The 21,781-nt window shown below is 49.2% G+C and carries 19 protein-coding genes and 1 pseudogene; 12 read left to right on the forward strand and 8 right to left on the reverse strand.

The window, feature by feature from the left end; all coding sequences use genetic code 11:
• Positions 1 to 5: 5 nt before the first annotated feature.
• The 7 genes and pseudogenes from mobP3 to H8790_RS03660 all read right to left on the reverse strand — a co-directional run.
• A pseudogene (mobP3, locus tag H8790_RS13840) lies at positions 6 to 1,592 on the reverse strand (MobP3 family relaxase); the annotation flags it as partial.
• A complete protein-coding gene (locus H8790_RS03635) occupies positions 1,580 to 1,999 on the reverse strand; it encodes a hypothetical protein (protein ID WP_008980526.1) in 420 nt (139 codons plus the stop codon). The gene H8790_RS03635 and the pseudogene mobP3, both read right to left, overlap by 13 nt.
• A gap of 187 nt (positions 2,000 to 2,186) precedes the next feature.
• The gene (locus tag H8790_RS03640; protein WP_318646861.1) at positions 2,187 to 2,714 is read right to left on the reverse strand and encodes a helix-turn-helix domain-containing protein; all 528 of its coding nucleotides are present in this window, start codon (positions 2,712 to 2,714) and stop codon (positions 2,187 to 2,189) included.
• A gap of 10 nt (positions 2,715 to 2,724) precedes the next feature.
• Entirely contained in the window at positions 2,725 to 2,904 is a 180-nt protein-coding gene (locus H8790_RS03645) for a DNA-binding protein (RefSeq protein ID WP_187333606.1), read from the reverse strand.
• A 200-nt stretch (positions 2,905 to 3,104) separates the two neighbouring features.
• Entirely contained in the window at positions 3,105 to 3,812 is a 708-nt protein-coding gene (locus H8790_RS03650; RefSeq protein ID WP_187333607.1) for a hypothetical protein, read from the reverse strand.
• 242 nt (positions 3,813 to 4,054) lie between these two features.
• Positions 4,055 to 4,666, reverse strand: a complete 612-nt coding sequence (locus H8790_RS03655; protein ID WP_187333608.1) for a HEPN domain-containing protein — start codon at positions 4,664 to 4,666, stop codon at positions 4,055 to 4,057.
• The gene (locus tag H8790_RS03660; RefSeq protein WP_187333609.1) at positions 4,663 to 5,163 is read right to left on the reverse strand and encodes a P-loop NTPase family protein; all 501 of its coding nucleotides are present in this window, start codon (positions 5,161 to 5,163) and stop codon (positions 4,663 to 4,665) included. Before H8790_RS03660 ends, H8790_RS03655 begins: the two co-directional genes overlap by 4 nt.
• Positions 5,164 to 5,635: 472 nt before the next feature.
• Between H8790_RS03660 and H8790_RS13845 the strand changes: the two genes are divergently transcribed.
• The 12 genes from H8790_RS13845 to H8790_RS03720 all read left to right on the forward strand — a co-directional run bounded on the left by H8790_RS13845 (position 5,636) and on the right by H8790_RS03720 (position 21,024).
• Positions 5,636 to 6,043, forward strand: coding sequence for an AlbA family DNA-binding domain-containing protein (locus H8790_RS13845; RefSeq protein ID WP_187333610.1), 408 nt, complete (start codon positions 5,636 to 5,638; stop codon positions 6,041 to 6,043).
• 53 nt (positions 6,044 to 6,096) lie between these two features.
• Positions 6,097 to 7,089 (forward strand): ATP-binding protein, encoded by a 993-nt coding sequence (locus H8790_RS03670; RefSeq protein WP_187333611.1) that lies wholly within the window; start codon positions 6,097 to 6,099, stop codon positions 7,087 to 7,089.
• Positions 7,090 to 7,205: 116 nt separating this feature from the next.
• Positions 7,206 to 9,734, forward strand: coding sequence for a type I restriction-modification system subunit M (locus H8790_RS03675; RefSeq protein ID WP_187333612.1), 2,529 nt, complete (start codon positions 7,206 to 7,208; stop codon positions 9,732 to 9,734).
• Positions 9,728 to 10,843 carry a restriction endonuclease subunit S gene (locus tag H8790_RS03680; RefSeq protein ID WP_187333613.1) on the forward strand — a complete coding sequence of 372 codons (1,116 nt, stop codon included), beginning with the start codon at positions 9,728 to 9,730 and terminating at the stop codon, positions 10,841 to 10,843. The genes H8790_RS03675 and H8790_RS03680 overlap by 7 nt, the downstream gene beginning before the upstream one ends.
• A gap of 14 nt (positions 10,844 to 10,857) precedes the next feature.
• Positions 10,858 to 12,360 (forward strand): ATP-dependent nuclease, encoded by a 1,503-nt coding sequence (locus H8790_RS03685; protein WP_187333614.1) that lies wholly within the window; start codon positions 10,858 to 10,860, stop codon positions 12,358 to 12,360.
• A gap of 21 nt (positions 12,361 to 12,381) precedes the next feature.
• Positions 12,382 to 15,507, forward strand: coding sequence for a type I restriction endonuclease subunit R (locus tag H8790_RS03690; RefSeq protein WP_187333615.1), 3,126 nt, complete (start codon positions 12,382 to 12,384; stop codon positions 15,505 to 15,507).
• Entirely contained in the window at positions 15,507 to 16,214 is a 708-nt protein-coding gene (locus H8790_RS03695) for a M48 family metallopeptidase (protein ID WP_187333616.1), read from the forward strand. Before H8790_RS03690 ends, H8790_RS03695 begins: the two co-directional genes overlap by 1 nt.
• A 677-nt stretch (positions 16,215 to 16,891) precedes the next feature.
• Positions 16,892 to 17,089, forward strand: coding sequence for a helix-turn-helix domain-containing protein (locus H8790_RS03700; RefSeq protein WP_243208558.1), 198 nt, complete (start codon positions 16,892 to 16,894; stop codon positions 17,087 to 17,089).
• The gene (locus H8790_RS03705; RefSeq protein ID WP_243208559.1) at positions 17,086 to 17,544 is read left to right on the forward strand and encodes a helix-turn-helix domain-containing protein; all 459 of its coding nucleotides are present in this window, start codon (positions 17,086 to 17,088) and stop codon (positions 17,542 to 17,544) included. The genes H8790_RS03700 and H8790_RS03705 overlap by 4 nt, the downstream gene beginning before the upstream one ends.
• A gap of 634 nt (positions 17,545 to 18,178) precedes the next feature.
• Entirely contained in the window at positions 18,179 to 18,382 is a 204-nt protein-coding gene (locus H8790_RS03710) for a hypothetical protein (RefSeq protein WP_187333617.1), read from the forward strand.
• Positions 18,383 to 18,445: 63 nt separating this feature from the next.
• Complete coding sequence (locus H8790_RS03715; RefSeq protein ID WP_187333618.1) at positions 18,446 to 19,639, forward strand: tyrosine-type recombinase/integrase; 1,194 nt, start codon at positions 18,446 to 18,448, stop codon at positions 19,637 to 19,639.
• The gene (locus H8790_RS03720) at positions 19,597 to 21,024 is read left to right on the forward strand and encodes a tyrosine-type recombinase/integrase (RefSeq protein WP_187333619.1); all 1,428 of its coding nucleotides are present in this window, start codon (positions 19,597 to 19,599) and stop codon (positions 21,022 to 21,024) included. Before H8790_RS03715 ends, H8790_RS03720 begins: the two co-directional genes overlap by 43 nt.
• 128 nt (positions 21,025 to 21,152) lie before the next feature.
• Here H8790_RS03720 and H8790_RS03725 read toward each other — a convergent pair whose 3' ends face one another.
• Complete coding sequence (locus H8790_RS03725; protein ID WP_187333620.1) at positions 21,153 to 21,683, reverse strand: ParA family protein; 531 nt, start codon at positions 21,681 to 21,683, stop codon at positions 21,153 to 21,155.
• Between the last annotated feature and the right edge of the window lie 98 nt (positions 21,684 to 21,781).

Raw genomic sequence — 21,781 nt, forward strand, 5'->3', positions numbered from 1 at the left:
GCCTCCGCCGATTTGGTGAACCAATCCGCCGCTCTGGAGGTGTCCTTGTTGACAGCGTTTCCCTCCAGATACTCTTTGCCCAGACGGTAAGCGGCGAAGTGGCTTCCGTTTTCCGCCGCCCGTCTCAGCCAGCGGATGCCCTCGTCCATGTCCCGCACCTCCCAATCGTCGGAGAGAAGCAGCTTGCCAAGGGCATACTGTGCTTCCGGCAGACCCTGTATTGCCGCCTGGCTGAGCCAGTGCTTTGCCTTGCGGTTGTCCGGGATCAGCAGAGGACCATCCCGGTAGAGCTGTCCCATCCGGTATTGGGCATGGGCGTCGCCGCGCTCCGCCACCTGCTCCAGCTTCTCTGCCGCTCGGTCACGATAGTCCAGAGAAATGTCCTCGTTCCGAATGATTCGCCACAGTTCCCGGCAGGCATCGGACTCATGACGCGCCGGTTCTGGTTCGTCGTGCTCAGCCAAGTCATCATCCTCGAAGGAGATATCACCAAGACGGATGTGCTCCGCCTCCTGGATGACAGAGTTTTTGATCTGCCGGAACTCTTTCTTCTGGGACAGCTTTTTCCGTTCTCTGGGGTTGTCGTGGTAGTAACTCTCCACCTCGCCCTGGAGCCTGCACCATCGGTCGTAGCACTCACGAACCACCGGCAGCTCCTCCAGCTTGTCCACTACCTCATCCACGGTTTTCTTCACGGACTTGGGAAGGTAGCCATAGGATTTTTTGCCCTTGACCGTTTCCAGTTGTCCAGCCAGCTGCTCCATCTTATGCTCAATCTCAGGAGCCGTACAGATGCTTCGTATCATCTCCTGGGTGAGCTGCCGGATCACGCGGCGGGCCTCCCGCACCAGTTCATCCCTCGACTGTGACTTCTGTTCGTAGGTGTGGAGCATCTCCTGATTGAAGATCTGATTGGTCAATGCGGATTTGATGTTGCGGATACCATCCCGCGTGAGATATGCTTCTCCCGGCTGTGTTGACCACGCCATCATGTGAACATGTGGATGCTTGCCCTCATCGTGGAAGGCGGCATACCAGCGGAAGTGATTCGGCTGAATGTTCATGGCGGCGGCGATGTCATTGCGATTTGCTCGGAGCAGGTTCCGCTACGCTATGGCATTGTCATAGCCAAGACGCGCAGCGTCCTCCCGCTTCAGTGAGAGGATATGCGTCCACACATTCCCGTTGTACTGATCCAGTTCCTGCATGGTCTGCTCCAAGTCCACAGCATCTTCATCACCAAAGAGCCCGTGATCACCAAGCCGTTCCGCACGAGGCCGAGTAGCGATGTACTTCATGTAGCCGTCTGACTGCTGCACTTGAGACCAGTTCTCCTCCAATGCTCGGGTGATAAAGACAGAGGCATTGGCCTTGGTAGGCTTGTCTGTGTAATCGGAATACTCACCCAGTTCCCTGGCCTCCGGGAAATCCTTGGTCAGTTTGGTGATGAGCTGCTCCTGCTTTTGAGTGGGCGGACGGTCATCCGGGAGGATCTCCACCCGTTCCCGTGTGCCGATGTACCTCAGATAGCCGCTGACTGAATCGCTGCCTCCGCACTTGAGATAAGGGCTTTTCACGATCAATCCTGCCACTCATCGTCCTCCTCCCACGCACCACGCACCCGCTGCTCCAGCGAGATGCGGCCATTGGTTTTCCGCACATTTTGAACGCTCTCCGCCCGCCGTCGGCGCAGATCCTCGCCACTGAACTGATACGCGTCGGCGAGGATACCGGCTACCATGTCCTGCTCCACCGCCTGCCGGAAGGCGATGGAGGACAGTCGCTCCTCCAGTTGTCCCATCCTTCCGTCCAGGTAGGACTTGATGGAGGTGGGGAGAAACAGTCCGGCATTGTTGGCGCTGAGATAGTCCAGGTAAAAGTCCACCGCCCGCTCAATGAAGGCGGTGATGCTCCGGCTCCCGTCCTCCTGATACCGGCGCTCCAGGATGGCCTTTTTCTCCGGTGAGAGGTAGAGGGGGAATTTTTCTTTTTTGCTCATAATGTTCTCCTTTCCGGGGGTTGACCCCTGTTTTTTCCTTGTGGCAGTAGGCTTTTGGGGATAGTGACCGCAGAGATGATATCACGGCCCGGATTTTGACTCCATTTCCAATCCCTGCAAAAGCCCCCGCAACTGCCCGCACTGCGGGCGGAGGTGCTTCTGACGGGGGCGCTTGCGACCCCGTCGTTTATCCTGCTTTTTCTTTCGTCCTCGGGATCGTCTCCGAAAGCGGGCCAACTTGGGCCTCTAACCCCGGATCGGCACTGGGACTCGCTTCCTCTCCGAAAGACGCACACAGGGCGTTCTGGGGGCTTTCACGGGCCAATTCTGCGAGGCGTTCCGCCGCTCTCTGGCGGGCGGCATTCTCCTCCAACTGCCGGAACTGCCGCTCGTAGAACAATTCGACTGCCGCCTGGATCGGTCGAATGGTGTAGAGCAGATTTCCATTGAGGGGCCTGCCGTCTTTGCTCCGCACTATCGTCGGCTCGGTGCGGATGAGACCTTTCTCCTCCAGGCTGCGCACATACTTGCTCACGGTGTTCTCACTCATACCCAGCGCCTTGCCGATGGTTTTGTAGCTCGGGTAGCACTGGTAGGTTTCTCTGTCCTCGATGCTCAGCAGATAACAGTAGATGGAGATCTCCGGGTAGGACCGATGTGAAAAATTTCGTTGGGAACCTTGAAATAGTTTTTGTCGGGATCTCGTTTGGGCCACTGTTGGAACTTCATATAGCACCTCCCGTATGCTCCTCCATCCACTGAATGAACTTTTCTTGCAGCACCACCATACAGCGGCCCACACGCAGTACCAGGTAATCCGGTTGGTGCATCAGTTCATACCCACCGGACGGTGATGTTCCCAGCACCTTCGCCTCGTTGTAGTTCTTGCAGACAGATTCTCTCATGTTGACCATCTCCTTCTCAAAACTCCCTCTACTTCTTTAGCCGCGAACATTTGCATGTGACATAGGTTTGACATAACCTTTGGATGGTGTCCCAGTTGTCTCTCTACTTGTATTGGGGAAAATATATCCCACTGACATACATTTGACAGAAAAACGGAGCGCCTGCTTTGTCGCAGACGCTCCGTTTGAGGTTGGATTATTTACTTTTGTGCTGGTTTCAGCAGCCGGCATGTTCCCTCCGCCTCGTCCCGCTCTTTCAGCAGAGAGGCCAGAGCAGAGAAGAATTTCTTTTGCTGATAGTCCACGCTGCCACGGTTCAGTTGATGGGCTTCCGCGTACTTGCGAATGGACAGGCCATCCACGAACCGCTCCTGGAAATAGCCCTGGTATGTAGCCAGCACCGTTTTCAGGACATTGTCCAGAAACTGTAGATCCTCTTTCAACTTGGCGAAGTCACTTTTGGTGATGGCAGCAAATCTCTTTTCCTTTACGCAGAGGCGATATTTGCTCCGGTCGAAATTGTAGTGCTCGCAGAGATCTTTTGCGTATGCATAATAGGTAAGAGACTGCTGATAATCTCGGGAGTCATAAGCTTCATCCAGTTGCCAATTTTTTCGCTTACGAACCGGTCCCCGAAAGCCCTCTTCCTCCAGCCGCTCTATGGCTTCCCCTGAGATCTTCATATTGAGCATTCGCTTATACTTAGCTTTCCGCTCACCGTTCACTTCGATAAAAGCGCAGAAGGACTTTTTGCTGGAGGTGTAGTATCTGGGGACAGTTGCAAAAGGGTAGGTGGTCCAGATGACACTTTCCTCGCCGGTGTCAGCATCGGTGGCCAGAGAGACAACATAAACCACCTTGCCGTCATGCCGCTGGTAGTATCCGGCACTGATCCGTCTGCCCGCCATCAGCGCACCTCCTTGCTTTTCTGTTTTCAATATAGCGGAATACAGGACTGCTGTAAGTAGCGGAGGCATTTATTGTTTTATTCCTCCGCAACATTTGAGGACACCTTCTGCTAAAGTTCCGGTGTGGAGAAAGCAAAAGAGCAGACATTAAAAAGGCTAAACCCGGTGCCTGGATAGTCTTGTATGAATACAACATTGCCACCGGTTTAATCCTTGGTGAGCGATGAGTGTTTCGAGGTTTTTCAAACAACACATGTGTCTATTGCGTCCACAAGTTCTGTAATAAAATGAATCACATCCTCTGTATCAGATAGAGAGATCGGTTGCTGAACCAATGGTATATTTGTCGATAGGCAATCTCCCTCGTGCACGATCTGATTTCTTCGCATAACAATATTTTTGAGTTTTGTTTTCAGGGTTGCTTGGTCAATGGGTGTAGCCATATTTCTACTAATTACCAACCATTTCTGGGACTCATTCCAAATAAATGATAGTGCATCAGCTATCTTATCGGGTTCTTGAAATGCCAAATAACTATTTTTACGAATAACTTCATTTCTAAACTCAATTTCAGGTACTGGAGCAACTGAAATGTTGGAAATTACATTCATACTGAGCTGAAATGCATCAAATTTGGGTGTAGTAGGTCTTCTATTGAGGTATTGCTCAACCATTCCAGCAGCAACAATATCATGTATGTATTTATCTAAAGCTGATACTGCTAATACCCATTGCCACCGTAACAGATCCGACGAATCAAGTGGTATTCGGCTATTTGATAAATATTCGTATAATCCTGCCGTCACATTTTTCTGTGCCATTAGTGCACAGAACACTACCTTTGCTTGCCTCATTTGAAAGTCTCCTGCAATATATCTGCAAGTTGCGAGAAAGTGTTCTTAATCTCATCGCGCTTTGCGGTTGTATTATCAAATGAGGCTCCGCCTGGTAGCTCATTATCTTTAAGACAGAATACAGGAATCCGAAGTTCATTTGCTTTTTGTAGCATTGCACCAAAATCAGGAATCTCTGAAAGATGATAATTGTCTCGATGGCATGTCATACCATACTGTTCAAGAGTTTTTGCAAAAGTATCATTCACAAAATTTCTTATATCTGTTATAACCGTTTGATATGATGCCGTTGGTTTACGATTTCTTCTATTAAAACGCTGGCTTATTTCACCGACAAATTTCATTTCGGCTTCTGGTAAGGGATAGGATGCATCTTCTAAAATGGGGCGTGTACTATCAGCCCAACGCTTCCATCTGGGTAACACTTTTAATAATGTCTTTAAGGCCATTAATGAAAATGGATCTGGATTAGTTGGCACAATAAATCTATCAGACATAGTAAATGCAATCTGATTAAGAGCACCTAATCCAGGGTTAAAATCAATAAGCTAAAAGAAACTTTTTCGTGCTATTTCTAACCGTTTTTAGCCGTTTCCTCTCGATTTTATTTCTTTTCAAAGCACCTTTGGCTGCAACTTTTCCATGTGTCCCGGAGCTGTCTGTGGCTGTTTATGTGGTCAAAACCGGAGCCTCGTTGGAATTATCCCAACGAGACTCTGCCTTTGCAACATAGCGGTTATTCATACAAAGCAGTTCTTTCTTCGCTTTGGCAATGCACGAGGTGGGATGCTATAATCAAAGAATAAGGCCCCAAAGCAATCCCCCTGTTCTGCACAGTAAGGCGCTCTGAAACCAGCGCTTGAAATCCGAAAGCTGGATTTCAAATAGACAAATTGGCTTCTCTGCGATAAAATATATCCTGTATCAGTGTAACTTCTTACATGATTGAACCGGAGAAGGAGGAGCGGCATGATTGACTTTACCAAAATAGAGCAGTATCGGGAGAATAACCGCATCGAGGCAAAGAAGGCTCTCGGCGGCCTGCCCAAGAGCATCTGGGAAACCTATTCTGCCTTTGCCAATACCTATGGCGGCATCATTCTGCTGGGCGTGGAGGAATTGCCGGACAAATCCTTCCGGACAGTCAATTTGCCTGACCCGGAAAGACTCATCAAGGAGTTTTGGGACATCGTCAACAACCCCAACAAGACCAGTGTAAATGTGCTGTCCTCCAAGGATGTGTTTGTGCAGGAGGTGGACGGCGACCACATCGTGGTCATCAATGTCCCCCGTGCCGAGCGCTCCTATAAGCCGGTCTATGTGGACGGCAATCCCCTCAACACCTATCGCCGCAACGGTGAGGGTGACTACCGCTGACCAAAGAAGAATATCAGGCCATGGTGCGGGACGCCTCTGTGAAGACTCAGGATATGCTTGTCCTCGAGGAAATGGACATGGATGTGTTCAACAAGGAGAGCGTCCGCAGCTACCGCCAGAGAATGCGGCTCTCCCGTCCCGGCCATGTGTGGGAGGCATTGGAGGACGAGGACTTCCTGCTGAAGCTGGGCGCTGTGGGGATCGGCTCCGATGGCAAGAAGCACCCCACCTCTGCCGGACTCCTCATGTTTGGCAACGAATACGACATCGTTCGGGAGTTTAACACCTACTTTCTGGACTATCAAGAACAGTACGACGCCGACACCCGCTGGACTGACCGCATTATCTCTTCCTCCGGAGACTGGAGCGGTAATGTGTATGACTTCTATTTCCGGGTTTATAACAAGCTGATTCAGGATATCAAGGTGCCTTTCAAAATGGAGGGCGGAGCCAGAGTAGATGACACCTCCGTCCATCAGGCCCTGCGTGAGGCTCTGGCCAACTGTTTGGTCAACGCTGACTATTACGGCAGGCAGGGCTTGGTCATCATTAAAAAGCGGGACACCATCACCATGTCCAACCCTGGCAGCTTTCGGATCGAGATCGACGCGGCAAAGAGCGGCGGCGTGTCCGACCCCCGTAACGGGACAATGCTGAAAATGTTCAACCTGATCGATATTGGCGAGCGTGCCGGCAGCGGCATCCCCAATATCTTCCGCGTCTGGCGGGAGCAGGGTTGGGTCATGCCGACATTCACAGAGCAGCTTGAGCCGGAAAGAACGATTTTATCGCTCACATTTGAAAAAATCGGCGATAAAAAATCGGCGATAAAAACCAGTGATAAAAAATCGGCGATAAACGCAAAAATGAAGGAAACTATCATGGCGTATCTCACCGACCATGCCGAGGCAAAGGCATCCCCCATAGCTGAGTATATCGGACTGAAACCTTCTCGCACAAGGGACTATCTGAATGAGCTGATAGCAGAGGGAATTGTTGTGGCTGAGGGTGGCAATCGCAACCGCAGCTATAAGTTGAAATCATAAATCGAAATGACAATTTATGCAAAGCGGCGTAATAGGGAAAAGCAACGCGAATCTATAGAAGAAAAGGCTCGCAAGGAAACGAAAACATCAAATTAAGAGAAGTGTGGTAAGCAAACATGGCCATAAAGAAAAACGAACTGTACAGTTCCCTGTGGGCGAGCTGCGATAAGCTGAGAGGCGGTATGGATGCCTCTCAATATAAGGACTACATTTTAACCCTGCTGTTCGTTAAATATGTTACGGACAAGTTTAAGGGCGTAAAATATGCCGATATTACTGTTCCGGAAGGCGGTAGCTTCGACGATTTGATTGCATTGAAGGGCAACAAAAACATCGGCGAGGAAATGGATAAAGTCATTGCCAAACTGGCAGAAGCTGGGGAGAACAATCTTCGCGGCGTGATTGACAATGCCCATTTCAATGACGAAGCAAAGCTGGGCAGCGGCAAGGAAATGGTAGATAAGCTCACCGGTTTGATTGCCATTTTCCAGCGTGACGAATTCAATTTCAAAAAGAACAAGACCAGCGGCGACGATATTCTCGGCGACGCCTATGAATATCTGATGCGTCATTTTGCTACGGAAAGCGGCAAGAGCAAAGGACAGTTTTATACCCCTGCTGAGGTATCCCGTATTCTTGCCAAGGTCATCGGCATTGATAAGATTGAAGAGCGCGACGAAGGCTATTCCGTCTATGACCCAGCCTGCGGCTCCGGCTCTTTGCTGATTCGTGCAGCGGATGAAGCTCCCTTTGAGATTGCCATTTGGGGACAGGAAAAGGAAGTGACTACCGCCGGTCTTGCCAAGATGAACCTCGTTCTGCACAACAAGGCAGCCGGTGAGATCAAAGCCGGAAACACGTTCTCCTCGCCTCACTATTTTGAAGACGGTTCCGACGATGAGGTGCTCAAACGCTTTGATTTTGCCGTTGCTAATCCTCCGTTTTCTCTGAAAAACTGGATGGACGGCCTCAAGGATTATGGCCGCTTTGATGGTTACGGTGACAGACCGCCCGAAAAGAATGGCGACTTTGCATGGCTGCTCCATATCTTGAAATCTCTGAAGAGTACAGGCAAAGCAGCGGTCATTCTGCCTCACGGTGTTCTATTCCGCGGCAACGCCGAGGCCACCATCCGTAAGGCCATTATTGACAAGGGCTATATCAAGGGCATCATCGGTCTGCCTGCCAACCTCTTTTATGGCACCAGTATCCCTGCTTGCATTCTGGTAATCGACAAGGAATCAGCTGATCAGCGAACCGGTTCATCTGGCGAGTATCAGGACTTGGATGCAGAGGCTCTACAGAGTATATTACTTGATGAATCGTCTGCCGGCAAAGGCATCTTTATGATTGATGCCAGCCACGACTTCGTAAAGGACGGCAACAAGAACCGTCTGCGTGAGCGGGATATCTATAAAATCGTCACCACATTCAATCAGCAGGTCACGGACGATCCCAAGTATGCCCGGTTTGTTCCTAACTGGGAGATCAAGGTCAAAAACGAGTATAACCTGAATATTCCCCGTTACATTGACAGCTCCACCCCGGAAGATCTACAGGACATTGACGGACATCTCCATGGTGGTATCCCTGCAGCGGATGTGGATTCCATGGACAAGTATTGGGCGCTGTTCCCCAGCCTGAAGACCAAGCTGTTTTCCCAGATGCGGGATGGCTATTATCAGCTGAACATTCCAAAAGACGACATTCGCAATACCGTTTATAATAATCCCGAGTTCTCTGCTTATGCGGAGCGCATTGACGATGCTTTCGATGCCTGGATGCAGAAGGTAGACGGAGGACTGCGCAGCATCGATGAAGACACGGAATTAAAACCTTATATCGTGGAACTGGCCCAGCAGCTGATCGACTGCTTTGAAGGTATGGAGCTGGTGGACAAGTACGATGTGTATGAGGTCCTGCTTTCCTACTGGCATGAAGTCATGGGCGACGACATGTATCTGGTGTCTGTGGACGGCTATGGTGCGGCCCGGCAATGGGAAAATATCATGGGTGAATATACCTCCGGCAAGAAAAAGGGGCAGGAGAAGGTCGTTGGATGGGAGGGCGTTTTGCTGCCCAAGGCGCTGATAGAATCGGTATTCTTTACCGCCGAGCGCAAGGCAATCAACGATGCGCAGGCCGTTGCTGAGGAAACACAGAGCCAGCTGGATGAGTTCGTGGAAGAGCAGACCGGGGATGAGGGCTATCTGAAGGAACACCTCAACGATAAGGACAAGGTGGATGCCAAGGCTGTCGCCGCCCGTCTGAAGGTGCTGAAAAAGGCCGATCCCAAGGACGAAGAATATGCGGCATTGAAGCGTTTTGCCGATTTGACGGATTCTCTTGCCAAACAGAATAAGGCTATCAAAGAAATGAACGCCGAACTGGAAGAAAAGGTGCGGAAGAAGTATGCCCTGCTGACGGACGAGGAGATTCTGGATCTGCTGATCAACCGCAAGTGGTATGCCGCCATCTTTGAGGGTATCAAAGCGCTGTATGTTACCACCTCTCACCGGATGACCAATCGCATTGTGGAGTTGGTGGAGCGGTATGAGGATACCCTGCCGGAACTGACTGCTGCTGTAACAGACTATGAAGCCAAGGTCAAGGCTCATCTGGAAAGGATGGGGTTTGTATGGTAAGACTCGGCTCTGTTGCACAGATCCTTAACGGCGATAGAAGTAGCAATTACCCTTCTGGTGATGAGTTTCAAGACACTGGCATCCCTTTTATAAATGCAGGTCATTTACAGGGGGGAAAAGTTGACTATTCCTCAATGGACTATATTTCCTATGAAAAATACAACCAGTTGAGTGGCGCAAAAATTCAGCGTAATGATATTCTTCTTTGTTTGCGAGGTTCGCTTGGGAAATATGCCTTTGTAACTACTGATGGTGGTGCACCTGCTTCATCTATTGCTGTTATTCGCCCAAATACCGAGAAAATAGATCCAGATTACTTATTGCAAATCATTGCCTCATCAATATTCCAAAAGCAGATTGAGGTAGAAAATAATGGCAGTTCTCAGCCAAATCTGTCTGCAAAAAGCGTTTTTGATTTTGTAATTCCGCTTCCTTCGTTAGAAGAACAGCGAAATATAGCAGCTACTCTGAATGACACTGATGCTTTGATTAGACTTCTAAAAAATCAACTTGCTAAGAAAAAGGCAATCAAGCAGGGTGCAATGCAGGAACTGCTGACCGGCGAACGCCGCCTGCCGGGATATTCTATGCCATGGATTAATAAAAAACTATGCGAGATTGCGCCTTTGCAACGTGGGTTAGATTTACCATATTCCAAATTAGAGAACGGACATGTCCCTGTTATCTTTTCAAATGGAATAAATGCATATCACCGCGTAGCAATGGTTAAAGGCCCAGGCGTGATTACTGGCAGATCGGGAACAATTGGAAAACTCCACTATGTAGATGGTGATTATTGGCCTCATAATACAACATTATGGGTAACAGATTTCAAAGGCAATAATCCGCGTTTCATCTATTATCTGTTTAATTTAGTGAACTGGACAGACTATATGACTGGCTCGGGTGTTCCAACATTAAACAGAAATGACGTACATGCTAAAATCATGTCAATTCCAGAAAATGTCGAAGAACAAGAATCCATTGCAACTGCATTACTTGCTATGGATTCTGAAATCGAAGCTTTGGAGCAGAAACTCGCAAAATACCGCCAAGTCAAGCAAGGCATGATGCAGCAACTGCTGACGGGCAAAATCAGGCTGATGTAAAGGAGAGAGATAGAATGCCTTTAGATTTATATTTAGGGATTGAGAAGATAAAAAATATCAATCATTTTGAGTATACTTTTGCTTTTGATAAAGGGATTTATGCTCTTGTCGGCGAAAATGCAGTTGGAAAAAGCACGGTTATGTCGGCGGTTGCATCTGTTGTGTATAGGCAGACTCTAAGAAAACTGGGAGAAGCTGAATTGTGCGAAGATTCAAGCATAACGCTGAAATGCGCTGATAAGGAAACAGTTTGGTCATATGATTCTGCAACCAAAAAACTGGTTCCGTCAGATCTGAGTATTCAGTTTTATGGCATTTATGAAGGTAGTGTTTTTACAGGAACAAGATTCGAGGATATGAAAAACCTCGATGATTTGACGAATGATGCTGAATTTGTTGAAAAGCTTGTCCCGGCCACTACTGAACTCAAAGATACACTTAGTTATATTCTACATGGAGAAAAAGGTCATTACAAAGATCTTTACAAACTAAAAAATATGGATGTTGCGCGTGAATACAAGCTGGGCAATATGCCGTATTTTCTGAAACTAAGCTCTGGAAAATACATAAGTAAATATAAAATGAGTTCTGGCGAATGTATGCTTATTTCGCTCTTGAACTTTATAAATTCTTCGGCCTTAAAGCCTGAAATCATTCGCCACAAGCACAAAGTCCTTTCCAACAAATTGTTTGCATTTATTGACGAAGTGGAATTGGCACTTCACCCGAGTGCCATAGATCGTCTTATGGAATACCTCCAAGAAATGATTTCCACAAAGGATCTTACGGTCTTGTTTTCGTCTCACTCGTCCGAACTAATCAGAAGGCTTAACCCGCGTAACATCTATTATATGAAAAATGATTCCGGCGCAGCCAAAATCATTTCTCCTTGTTATCCGCAATATGCAATTAGAAGCCTCTACAACCATGATGGATATGATTGTACTATCTTGGTCGAAGACAAGGTAGCTGAATTGATGGTGCGTAGATTAATTGCTGATTATCGGACAAAAAACAATCTATTGATGAATGTTCTCCCTGCTGGCGGTTGGAACAATACCCTTGAGCTTCAAAAGAATTTCTGCGAGCAGAACATACTCGGTAGAGATAAGTTTACTTTTTCCATCATTGACGGAGATGTCAAGAAAGAAGTCAACAAACATAGTGAGTATAAATCTCTGAAAAAGCTGTTTTTGCCAATCAAAAGTTTGGAAAAGTACCTTTATCAGAAGATCCTTGTAGATAAAGATACCAACTTTATCGCATACTTTGGGAACAGATATTTTACGCTTACTTTTTTTGATGAAATAGTAAAAGGATGCCGCAGCAATGCCTACGTAATGCAAGACATAAGCGGCAAAGCTCTGTATGAGTTGATTCTGAAAAAACTTGCCACAGAACGGGTTGACGAAGAGACTCTAATCAGAGACTTCAGTGAGTATCTTTTCGCTAAAGAGAATTTTGCTTCCCTCCAGAATAATATCGAACAATTTATCGATAATAATTTTGCGAGATAATAGCACATAGGAGGTGCCTCCATGCCCAACATTGGCGACAGCGAGCGCAAAACTCAAAACCGCGTAGTCAAGTTCTTCCGGGACAAGCTGCACTATACATATCTGGGCAACCTGCATGACAGCGAGAACCGCAACATCATGCAGGAGCGGCTGCATGCCTGGCTGCTGAAACAGGGCTATTCCGAAAAACTGGCGAGTAACGCCGTGGACGCCTTGGTAAAAACCTCCACCAATCTGCAGCAGGGGCTGTACCATGTCAACAAGGAAGTTTACAGCCTGCTGAAATATGGAGCCAAGGTAAAGGAGTCCGTGGAGCAGTCCCCCAAGACGGTATATTTTATTGACTTTGAGGATGTCAGCAAAAATGACTTCTATATCGCAGAGGAAGTCACCGTTGTCAGCAACAACACCAAGCGCCCGGATATCGTTCTCTATGTCAACGGCATTGCTCTTGCCGTGATTGAACTGAAAAAGAGCAGCGTGTCCGTGTCCAACGGCATCCGCCAGAATCTGACCAATCAGAAAGCGAATTTCATCGAAGATTTCTTTACGACCATTCAGTTTTGCATGGCCGGTAACGACAGCGAAGGCTTGCGTTATGGCACGCTGCTTACCCCGGAAAAGCACTATCTGGAATGGAAGGATGACGGGTTCTCCGAACATCAGCCGGAACGCGATATTGTGGACATTGAGGTTGAAGAATACTGCGAAGGCATCCCCGGCAAGCTGGAGAAGCAGATTTTTGCGCTGTTTTACAAAAAGCGTTTCCTTGATTTGATCCACAACTTTGTGATCTTCGATAAGGGGATCAAAAAGGTCTGCCGCTATAATCAGTATTATGCCATCAAACGAGCGCAGCATCGGTTGATGGACAAGCACAGAGGCGGCATTGTCTGGCATACCCAAGGAAGCGGCAAGAGCCTGACCATGGTCTGGTTCTCCAAGTGGATTCTGGCAAACAACCCCAATGCGCGTGTGTTGGTTGTTACCGACCGCGAAGAATTGGACGAGCAGATTGAAAAGAACTATAAGGGCGTTGATGAGAATATCATCCGCACCAAGAGCGGCAAGGATCTTCTTGAGCGTCTGAATGCTTTCGATGACCGGCTTTTGTGCTCTCTGGTACATAAATTTGGAAAACGCGGCAGCGACAGCTCGGAAACTGATTATGAGAAATATATTGAGGATCTGAAAAACTCGCTGCCCAAGGATTTTTCCGCAAAGGGCGATATCGTAGTTTTTGTGGATGAATGTCACCGCACTCAGTCCGGTAAGCTCCACGAGGCTATGAAAGCAATCCTTCCCAATGCCATCTTTATCGGTTTCACAGGCACACCGCTTTTGAAAAAGGATAAAAAGACAAGTCTGGAAACCTTTGGCGGATACATCCATACTTATAAGTTCAATGAGGGCGTTCGGGACGGCGTTGTTCTGGATCTGCGCTATGAGGCCAGAGATGTGCCGCAGGGAATTACCTCGCAGGACAGGATCGATGCATGGTTTGAAGCGAAAACCGTTGGTCTGGCCCCCAGAGCAAAAGCCAAGCTCAAAGCTTATTGGGGTAATTTGCAGAAGATTTTCTCCTCCCGCTCCCGGTTAGAGCAGATTGCCAACGATATCATCTTCGATTTTGCTACCAAGGCAAGGCTGATGGATGGGAACGGAAATGCTATCCTTGTTGCCGGTTCTGTGTATTCGGCGTGCCGATACTATGAAATCTTTCAAAGCAAAGCTTTCCGGAAATGCGCGATTATTTCCTCCTATACACCGCAAGCCGGGGATTTGAGGACGGATACTGTCAGTGACGAGGAAGAAACCGAAACATTTGAAAAATACAGCACATATCTGAAAATGATTGGTGTTGATCCGTTGGAGGACAAGGCGCAGATCGCTAAAAAAGTAGAGGCTTTTGAAACGGAAGCAAAACGCAAGTTTGTGGATGAGCCTGCAAACATGAAGCTGCTGATTGTGGTGGACAAGCTGCTTACCGGGTTTGATGCTCCCAGTTGCACCTACCTCTACATTGACAAGGCGATGCACGACCATGGTCTGTTCCAAGCGATTTGCCGTGTAAACCGTTTGGATGGTGAGAGCAAAGACTTTGGCTATATCGTGGATTATAAGGAACTGTTCGGCGACTTGGCAGACGCAATGAATAAGTATACTGCCGGCGCCTTTGAAAGTTACGATGCGGAGGATGTAGATGGGCTTTTAAAGGATAGAGCTACGGAAGCCAAAAAGTATTTTGTTGACACGCTGGAAGAGTTGGACGAACTTTGCGAGGGCGTTGAATTGCCCAGAGAAGAACTTGACTATATCCACTACTTCTGTGGCGAAAGTGGCCGCGATGAAGACCAAGATGAAGCCTTTGCCCGTATCCGAGAGAAACTTTACAAGCTTGTTGGGCGTTTGATTCGCGCTTTTGCGGAGCTGAAACCCCGCATGATGGATTTGGGGTATACAGCATCTGAGCAAAATGCATTGGATGATAAGGTTGCGTTCTACGTGGGCTTGCGTGACACGATTGGCAGAGCCAGTGGCGATTTTATAGACCTGAAAGCCTATGAGCCAGGGATGCGGTATCTGATTGACAACTACATTTCGGCCAGCGAATCGCAGAAGATCGGCAGTATGGACGACTTCACCCTGCTTGATTTTATCATCACGCAGGAGGATAAGCTGGAGAGCGAGCAAAAAGGCGAACAGGAAAGCGCAGCAGAAACGATTGAGAACAATATCCGCAAAAAGGTTGTTGAGAGAATGGTCATCAACCCGGCATATTACGCAAAGATGTCGGCCATTCTGGAACAGCTGATTCTCGACCGTCGCCGCGGTGTGATCGCCTACGGACAGTTACTGGATATGTACATGGAACTGGCGAAAAATGTCGCCAAGCCCGAGGAAAACACCAAGTATCCCGAGAGCATTCGTTCCAACGGCGCGCTGCGGGCGCTCTATGATAATTGCGGAGAAGACGAGGCAACGGCTTTGAAGCTGCATAAGGCAATCGTCAAAGCGCGGCTCGACGGCTTCCGCAACAATCCGGTTAAGGCAAACAAAATCAAGCGGGCGCTATATCAACTTTTGAATGATGACGATGAAGTTAAGCGGATTTACCAAATCGTTGTAGAACAAGAGGAGTACTGATGCAGATAGTTATTTCCAATATTCCTGTGGAAGTTATCAGAAAAAACATTAAGAATATGCATCTCTCTGTGCTTCCGCCGGACGGCAGGGTTCGTGTATCCGCACCAGTGACGCTAACCAATGAAGCAATCACGATGTTTGTTCGGACAAAACTCGGCTGGATCAAAAAACAGCAGGAGAAATTCCAACAGCAGCCGCGTCAAAGTGAACGACAGTATGTGTCCGGAGAAACACTATATGTTTGGGGCAGGCAGTATTTTTTGCAGGTAGAGCATAGCTACAAAGGAAATGCGCTTGTACTCTCGGGAGACAAAGCGATTCTCACAGTTCGTAAGGAAAGTACGGCAAAGCAACGCGAGGCCTATGTCAACGAGTGGTACCGTGAGCAGCTGAAGAACGAGGTCACAAAGCATCTCCCAAAATGGGAAAAGATCACCGGACTTTATTGCAGCGGGTGGCAAAGCAAATACATGACCACCAAATGGGGCACTTGCAATACAAGCACCCGAAAAGTCTGGCTGAATCTACAGCTCGCGAAGAAACCGGTAGAGTGTCTCGAATATGTGATTTTGCATGAACTGGCGCATCTGAGGGTAAAAAACCACGGACCAGAATTTGTCTCAATTCTGAATCAATATATGCCACAGTGGCAGGAACGAAAGAGACTGCTGAACGAAAGTAAACTTGACTACTTGCTCCCACGGTGAATAAAATAGTAGCAATTTCTATTCTCGTGTGCTATTGTGTCTTGCTGTCAGGATGCAGGCGTATGAGCAAACTGCTAAAATCCCTATACGACAACTACTACGAGGACTCTCGCTGATGCAGCTCACAGCCGAGATTGAGCACTCCGTCAAGAACTGAATATGTATGAATAAGAGCACTCCCTATTCAACGAAGTCGCATGTTGAAAGAGAGTGCTCTTGTCGTATTGGGGCGCAGTATCCAAAACGCGGCAGCATAACAAGAACACCAGACTCAGTTGACGATGTCAGCCGAGTCTGTCTTTTTTCTGAACCCGGACTGGTAGGTCGGGAAAATCGCTAAAAACCCGACCTACGAGGCCATAAAAAAGAAGCTGCAAGTCCGTTACAATTATATTGAACACAAAAGATGAATTGCAAAACAGAGGAAAAGATTCAGCAAGAATCTTAGAGCGCACCATGGAGATCGTCTCTGCCTCCAAGCACCCGCTGCGATGCCTAATCAATGAAAAAACAGTTGTCAAATTGAACGAAACGAAGAAGCTAAATTTATGCATCCCTCTGAATTTAGTGCAGACAGAAAAATTGTGGGTTAATAAAAGCGGGATATCTTCCCCTATACAAGTGGGAGATCATGTATCCCCCAATCTAACCAAGGAGGAATTCAAAATAAAAAATCTGTGTTCACAAACTACGACGAGCTGCCGCTGCTTCTGAATGTGAAGCAGCTGGCCGACCTGCTGGGTGTCTCAGACTCCAGCGCGTATGAGCTCGTCCAGGAGGATGGCTTTCCCTCTCTGCGCATCGGCAAATGGATCGTCGTCCCGAAGGAAGAACTGCGTAAGTGGATCGCCACGCATACGAAGGGGGTGACATGATGCTGACCTCTCAGTATGAGCAGAACATGAAACAGAAGAATTTCTTCCTGCTCCCAAACGCCATCTTCGAACTGCAACTGAACAAGTATGAGTTCCACATCTACGCCTACCTCATCCGCACCGAAGACCGGCGCACGTACCAGTGCATCGTCAGCTATCCCACCATCGCGGGTGCGCTGGGCATCTCGGTCAACACGGTGGCGAAGTATGTGCGCACGCTGGAGGAGCGCGGCCTCATCCGCACGGAGCGCACGGAGATCGTGACCAGGGACGGACGCAAGCGCAACGGCTGTCTGCGGTATCACATCCTGCCGATGCAGAATGCGCTCGACCGTCATCACGAACGGCGGCTGGCAGAACTGGAACTCGTCACCGCACAGCAGAAAGCCAACGCAAAAGCTGAAAAGCTGGGCGTTGAGTTCCTCCCGGCGTGCGATGGACAGAGCAGCGCATAAAGCGGAAAATAAACCATTCTGACACCCGCCCCCGGGTAGTTCGACGACTCGCGGCACGAGCCGAGGGTAGTGATAGCACCCCCTCCCAAACGCCCCGCCTTTGCCCCGCACAGGCCGCTGTGTGCGGCGTGCCGGGCGGGGACAGGCGTGGACCAACAAGGCGAATTTGCGCCCCGCTTAGGAGGGTTGTTACCCTTCGGCGATTTGCACGATCACGCTCGTTTTCGTACCTTCAAGGGCGGTCGAAAAAGGTGCGGGATAAAGCGGTGACATCACCGCCGTTCACACCGCCCCGCAACGCGGGTCGGGAGTGCCGAAAAACAGCGGGGTTGTGGGGGTTTTCCTCACGATTTGTTGATTATGACCATGACATCATTTTTTGCCAACGGTTGCCACATTTGGCATTACCACAGGCTCCAACGCTTACAAAACAAAGGGTTCTTCATGCCCCATTGATGACATCATGCCGCGTTTCAAGAATGTTTGGATAACGAATGAAACGGGGTGGAACAGCGTTACCTTCAGGCAGAAACAACTCAAAATAGTTGCGAAAAGTTTCTGGTTTGGGATAGCTATTCTCGCAGAAGTGTGGTAATTGTGTTTGCTGACAAAAAGCACGGAAGGAGATATGAACATGAATCATCAGATCCCAGTGAAGCAGTGCCGCTACTGCGGCGGCGAAGATATCCGGGTCGGCTGGCAGCACGATGAAGCCCTGGTCACTTTCAAGAAGCATGGCTGGATGGGAAACCGTCTGAGACTTTACATCTGCGGCAGATGCGGAGCGATTCTCTACCAGTGCGTGGCAGAGCCGCACAAGTTTCCGCAGGTAAAGTGATGAACAGGCAGCGCAGGAGATGCGATGCCTAATCAATGATAAAACCTTCGGAGGTGAAACCAAATGGCGAAACGAAGACCGTCCGGTGATGGCATGGTACGCAAACGTGACGATGGCCGCTGGGAAGGCCGCATTGTGGTAGGCCACAAGGAAAACGGCGACTCCATCTTCCGCTACGTCTACGCGGACACGCAGAAGGAACTGACGGCAAAGCTCCGCAAACACATTACCGCCTATCAGGGTGCGGACTTGAGTGAGCAAAGCAGCATGACCCTGGTTGAATGGCTGGAGCTATGGCTGGAGGATGTCGCCGGGACCATTCGCCCCAACACGCTGAACCGTTACCGCGGAACGATCAAAAATCATATCAAGCCGCAGCTTGGGCAAAAGGTCATCTCGCAGATCACGCCAAAGGACATTCAAAAATTCTATGACAGACTGCTGACGTGCGGAAACCTAAACAGCGGCGAAGGGCTGTCCAACAACACAGTGCGCGGCATCCACGGCATGCTGCACGAAGCGCTTGACGCGGCAAAACAGGCTCGCCTCATCATACGGAACCCCACCGAGGATGCTATGCCTCCCAAATTCTCGCAGACACCGAAACGCATCCTGACCGATGAACAGTTGGACATCTTCATGGACGCTATCAAAGAAGATGATGTCTGGCACGATTTCTTCTACACGGAGTTGATGACCGGCCTACGCCGGGGCGAGCTCTGCGGTCTCATGTGGGATGACTTCGATGAGGTAGATGGTACATTGCGCATCAGACGCACCGTCCGCCGTGAAAAAGCGACCGGTCTGATCACAGGCGACACAAAGACCTACGCGGGAACGCGCAATATCGTTCTGCCCCCCAGCGTGATAGAACTTCTCAAGGAACGGAAAGAGAAGGCTCTGACCGAATGGATATTCCCAGACCCTATCAGACCGGAACGACCCACTGATCCCGGCACGGCATATAATCGCTTGAAAACTCTGCTGAAACAGGCGGGTTTGCCCAGCATCAGATTTCATGATCTGCGTCATACCTTCGCCACCCACGCCCTTGCCAGCGGGGTCGATATCAAAACCCTGTCCGGCATTCTGGGACATACAAGGACTGCATTCACTCTCGACACCTATGCCCACACCACCGGCGATATGCAGAAGCGTGCTGCGGAGATCGTGGGCAAATTTATGACAGACATCTTCGGAGAGGAGTTGAAGCCATGGGAAGAAAGCGCAAAAGCGGGGATGGCACCGTCCGCCTGAGAAAGGATGGGCGGTGGGAAGGCCGGGTGGTCATCGGCTACGATGACAAAGGCCTCCCAAAAACCAAAAATGTCCTTGCCAAGACCAAGACGGAGTGCGAGGAAAAGCTGAACGCGCTGAAGAACACCATTACACCGCCTACCCCCGCAAAGGTCAAAGCGGATATGCCCTTCGGTGCGTGGGCAGAGCATTGGTACGAGACTCACAGCAAATCTGCCATCCGTCCCAGTACCCAGCGGTACTACGAGGGGATCATCCGGCTGTATGTCAAACCGAAGCTGGGCCATATCCCGCTGAACAAGCTGACTGCCAACGACCTTCAGCAGCTCTACACATGGTTGAAAACAGAAGCTCGTCTGGAACAGGGGGATGGAAACGGCGGTCTTTCCGACAGCCAGGTGCGCGGCTGCCATAGCTTCTGTTCCCGCGCCTTGGAGCAGGCGGTCAAAGAGGGGCTGATCCCACAGAATCCCGCCGCAGGCTGTAAGTTCCCTTCTGTGCAGAGAAAGGAGATGCAGGTGCTGTCCCGCGAAGAGATGCAGCGGTTATTGATCCAAGCGAAGTACGAGGGCTATTACGAAGTGTTCCTGCTGGAGCTTGCCACGGGCCTGCGTTTGGGAGAGCTGATGGCACTCCAGTGGGAGGACCTGAACTTCACCACAGGAGAGCTTCGCGTCAACAAACAAGTGACCCGCACGAAGGACGGTCTGGTGGTCTCAGAGCCAAAGACGAAAGCGGCCGTTCGCACGGTGATCCTGCCTCCCCCTGTCCTGGACGCACTAAAAGAATACAGGAAAACCGTGGATTCCCGCTGGCTGTTCCCATCTCCCAAAATAGACGACCAGCCCATGAGTCCAGGAAATATCAGTCACAAATTGCAGAAGATACTGCGGAACGCTGATTGTAAGCATGTCCGGTTTCATGACCTTCGGCACGTCTTTGCCACCAATGCTTTGAAGCACGGAATGGATATCAAGACCCTGTCCACCGTCATCGGTCATGTATCCTCGGCAACCACGCTGAATGTGTACTCCCATGTCACCGATGAGATGAAGCAGAAAGCCGCGGTCACCATCGACAGAGGCATCGGCAAGGCAGAGCCGCAGTCCATTCAACAGGCCGTGCCGCAAAAAACGATGACGGACTTCCAGCCCGCAAAGGACAAACGGCGAAAAAATAACACAGGCTGTCTGATGCAGCGGAGCGAAAACCGCTGGGAGGGCCGGTACAGGATGGTCATGCCGGACGGCACAAAGAAATACCGCTGCGTCTCCGCAAGGACCGAGGAGGAATGTGAGGCAAAGCTGGCTGAGCTGATCGCCACAGCAAGAGCGGAGATGGCGGCCCAAAAGGAACGGTTGAAAGCGGAAGCCAGGGCAAGCTGAAAAGAATCGCCGCATCGGGATGGGAAACCTCCCGGTGCGGCGATTCTTGCTGTCTGTGGGCAAATATGTGGTCTTGGCAATGGCGCGGATTTTTAAGGGTAATAAATTATCATGAAAATGAGCGTATTTCAAGCTGTTTCAAGCATTTCAAGCCCAGTTAATCCGCTGGTAACAGAGAAGCGTGCATTGGATGCGGTGCCATCAATGAAAACATAATCCACCCCATATTTTTCTGCACACAGCTTGGTCAGTTGAGACAATGCGCCTGGGAGGTTTTGTAAGGCAGTCATTGCATTGTTGCTATTCATAGCCAAACTCAATGATGGCTCAAACTCAGATAAATCCATATGACCAGGAAGCAAGAATAGATTAGTATTATTGGATGACGGAAAGCATTCAATCTCTTTTATGGGCTCAGGTCGGCTTTCAAACGCTACGCGAAGTGCATCCTTGACATTCATATTTTTGGTTTCTTCTCTGGTGTAGTAATCATCGAAATCATCGCCCAAGAAAAGAGCAGACATATTGCACTGTGGATCAGCATCCACTATGAGAACTTTTTTCTCTTTCATTGTGAGCATCCATGCTAAATTAAATGTTGTTAGGGTCTTACTCACGCCACCTTTATGGTTGAATAAAATTACGGTTTTATAGCTCATTATATGCACTCCTATTCTGAGGTTCTTTTGTGATTTGAAGATGTACTGCTTTCTAATAATTGCCTTCACTTTAACCGTTCATATAGCAGCAGTGCTCG

The organism is Oscillibacter hominis (assembly GCF_014334055.1).
In the GTDB taxonomy this organism is placed as follows: domain Bacteria; phylum Bacillota; class Clostridia; order Oscillospirales; family Oscillospiraceae; genus Oscillibacter; species Oscillibacter hominis.

What these genes read in the sequence shown, in the direction of transcription:
- H8790_RS03635 (WP_008980526.1), bottom strand. Translation starts at nt 1,999, where the DNA reads ATGAGCAAAAAAGAAAAATTCCCCCTCTACCTCTCACCGGAGAAAAAG.
- H8790_RS03645 (WP_187333606.1), bottom strand. Translation starts at nt 2,904, where the DNA reads ATGAGAGAATCTGTCTGCAAGAACTACAACGAGGCGAAGGTGCTGGGA.
- H8790_RS03650 (WP_187333607.1), bottom strand. Translation starts at nt 3,812, where the DNA reads ATGGCGGGCAGACGGATCAGTGCCGGATACTACCAGCGGCATGACGGC.
- H8790_RS03655 (WP_187333608.1), bottom strand. Translation starts at nt 4,666, where the DNA reads ATGAGGCAAGCAAAGGTAGTGTTCTGTGCACTAATGGCACAGAAAAAT.
- H8790_RS03660 (WP_187333609.1), bottom strand. Translation starts at nt 5,163, where the DNA reads ATGTCTGATAGATTTATTGTGCCAACTAATCCAGATCCATTTTCATTA.
- H8790_RS13845 (WP_187333610.1), top strand. Translation starts at nt 5,636, where the DNA reads ATGATTGACTTTACCAAAATAGAGCAGTATCGGGAGAATAACCGCATC.
- H8790_RS03670 (WP_187333611.1), top strand. Translation starts at nt 6,097, where the DNA reads ATGCTTGTCCTCGAGGAAATGGACATGGATGTGTTCAACAAGGAGAGC.
- H8790_RS03675 (WP_187333612.1), top strand. Translation starts at nt 7,206, where the DNA reads ATGGCCATAAAGAAAAACGAACTGTACAGTTCCCTGTGGGCGAGCTGC.
- H8790_RS03680 (WP_187333613.1), top strand. Translation starts at nt 9,728, where the DNA reads ATGGTAAGACTCGGCTCTGTTGCACAGATCCTTAACGGCGATAGAAGT.
- H8790_RS03685 (WP_187333614.1), top strand. Translation starts at nt 10,858, where the DNA reads ATGCCTTTAGATTTATATTTAGGGATTGAGAAGATAAAAAATATCAAT.
- H8790_RS03690 (WP_187333615.1), top strand. Translation starts at nt 12,382, where the DNA reads ATGCCCAACATTGGCGACAGCGAGCGCAAAACTCAAAACCGCGTAGTC.
- H8790_RS03695 (WP_187333616.1), top strand. Translation starts at nt 15,507, where the DNA reads ATGCAGATAGTTATTTCCAATATTCCTGTGGAAGTTATCAGAAAAAAC.
- H8790_RS03705 (WP_243208559.1), top strand. Translation starts at nt 17,086, where the DNA reads ATGATGCTGACCTCTCAGTATGAGCAGAACATGAAACAGAAGAATTTC.
- H8790_RS03710 (WP_187333617.1), top strand. Translation starts at nt 18,179, where the DNA reads ATGAATCATCAGATCCCAGTGAAGCAGTGCCGCTACTGCGGCGGCGAA.
- H8790_RS03715 (WP_187333618.1), top strand. Translation starts at nt 18,446, where the DNA reads ATGGCGAAACGAAGACCGTCCGGTGATGGCATGGTACGCAAACGTGAC.
- H8790_RS03720 (WP_187333619.1), top strand. Translation starts at nt 19,597, where the DNA reads ATGGGAAGAAAGCGCAAAAGCGGGGATGGCACCGTCCGCCTGAGAAAG.
- H8790_RS03725 (WP_187333620.1), bottom strand. Translation starts at nt 21,683, where the DNA reads ATGAGCTATAAAACCGTAATTTTATTCAACCATAAAGGTGGCGTGAGT.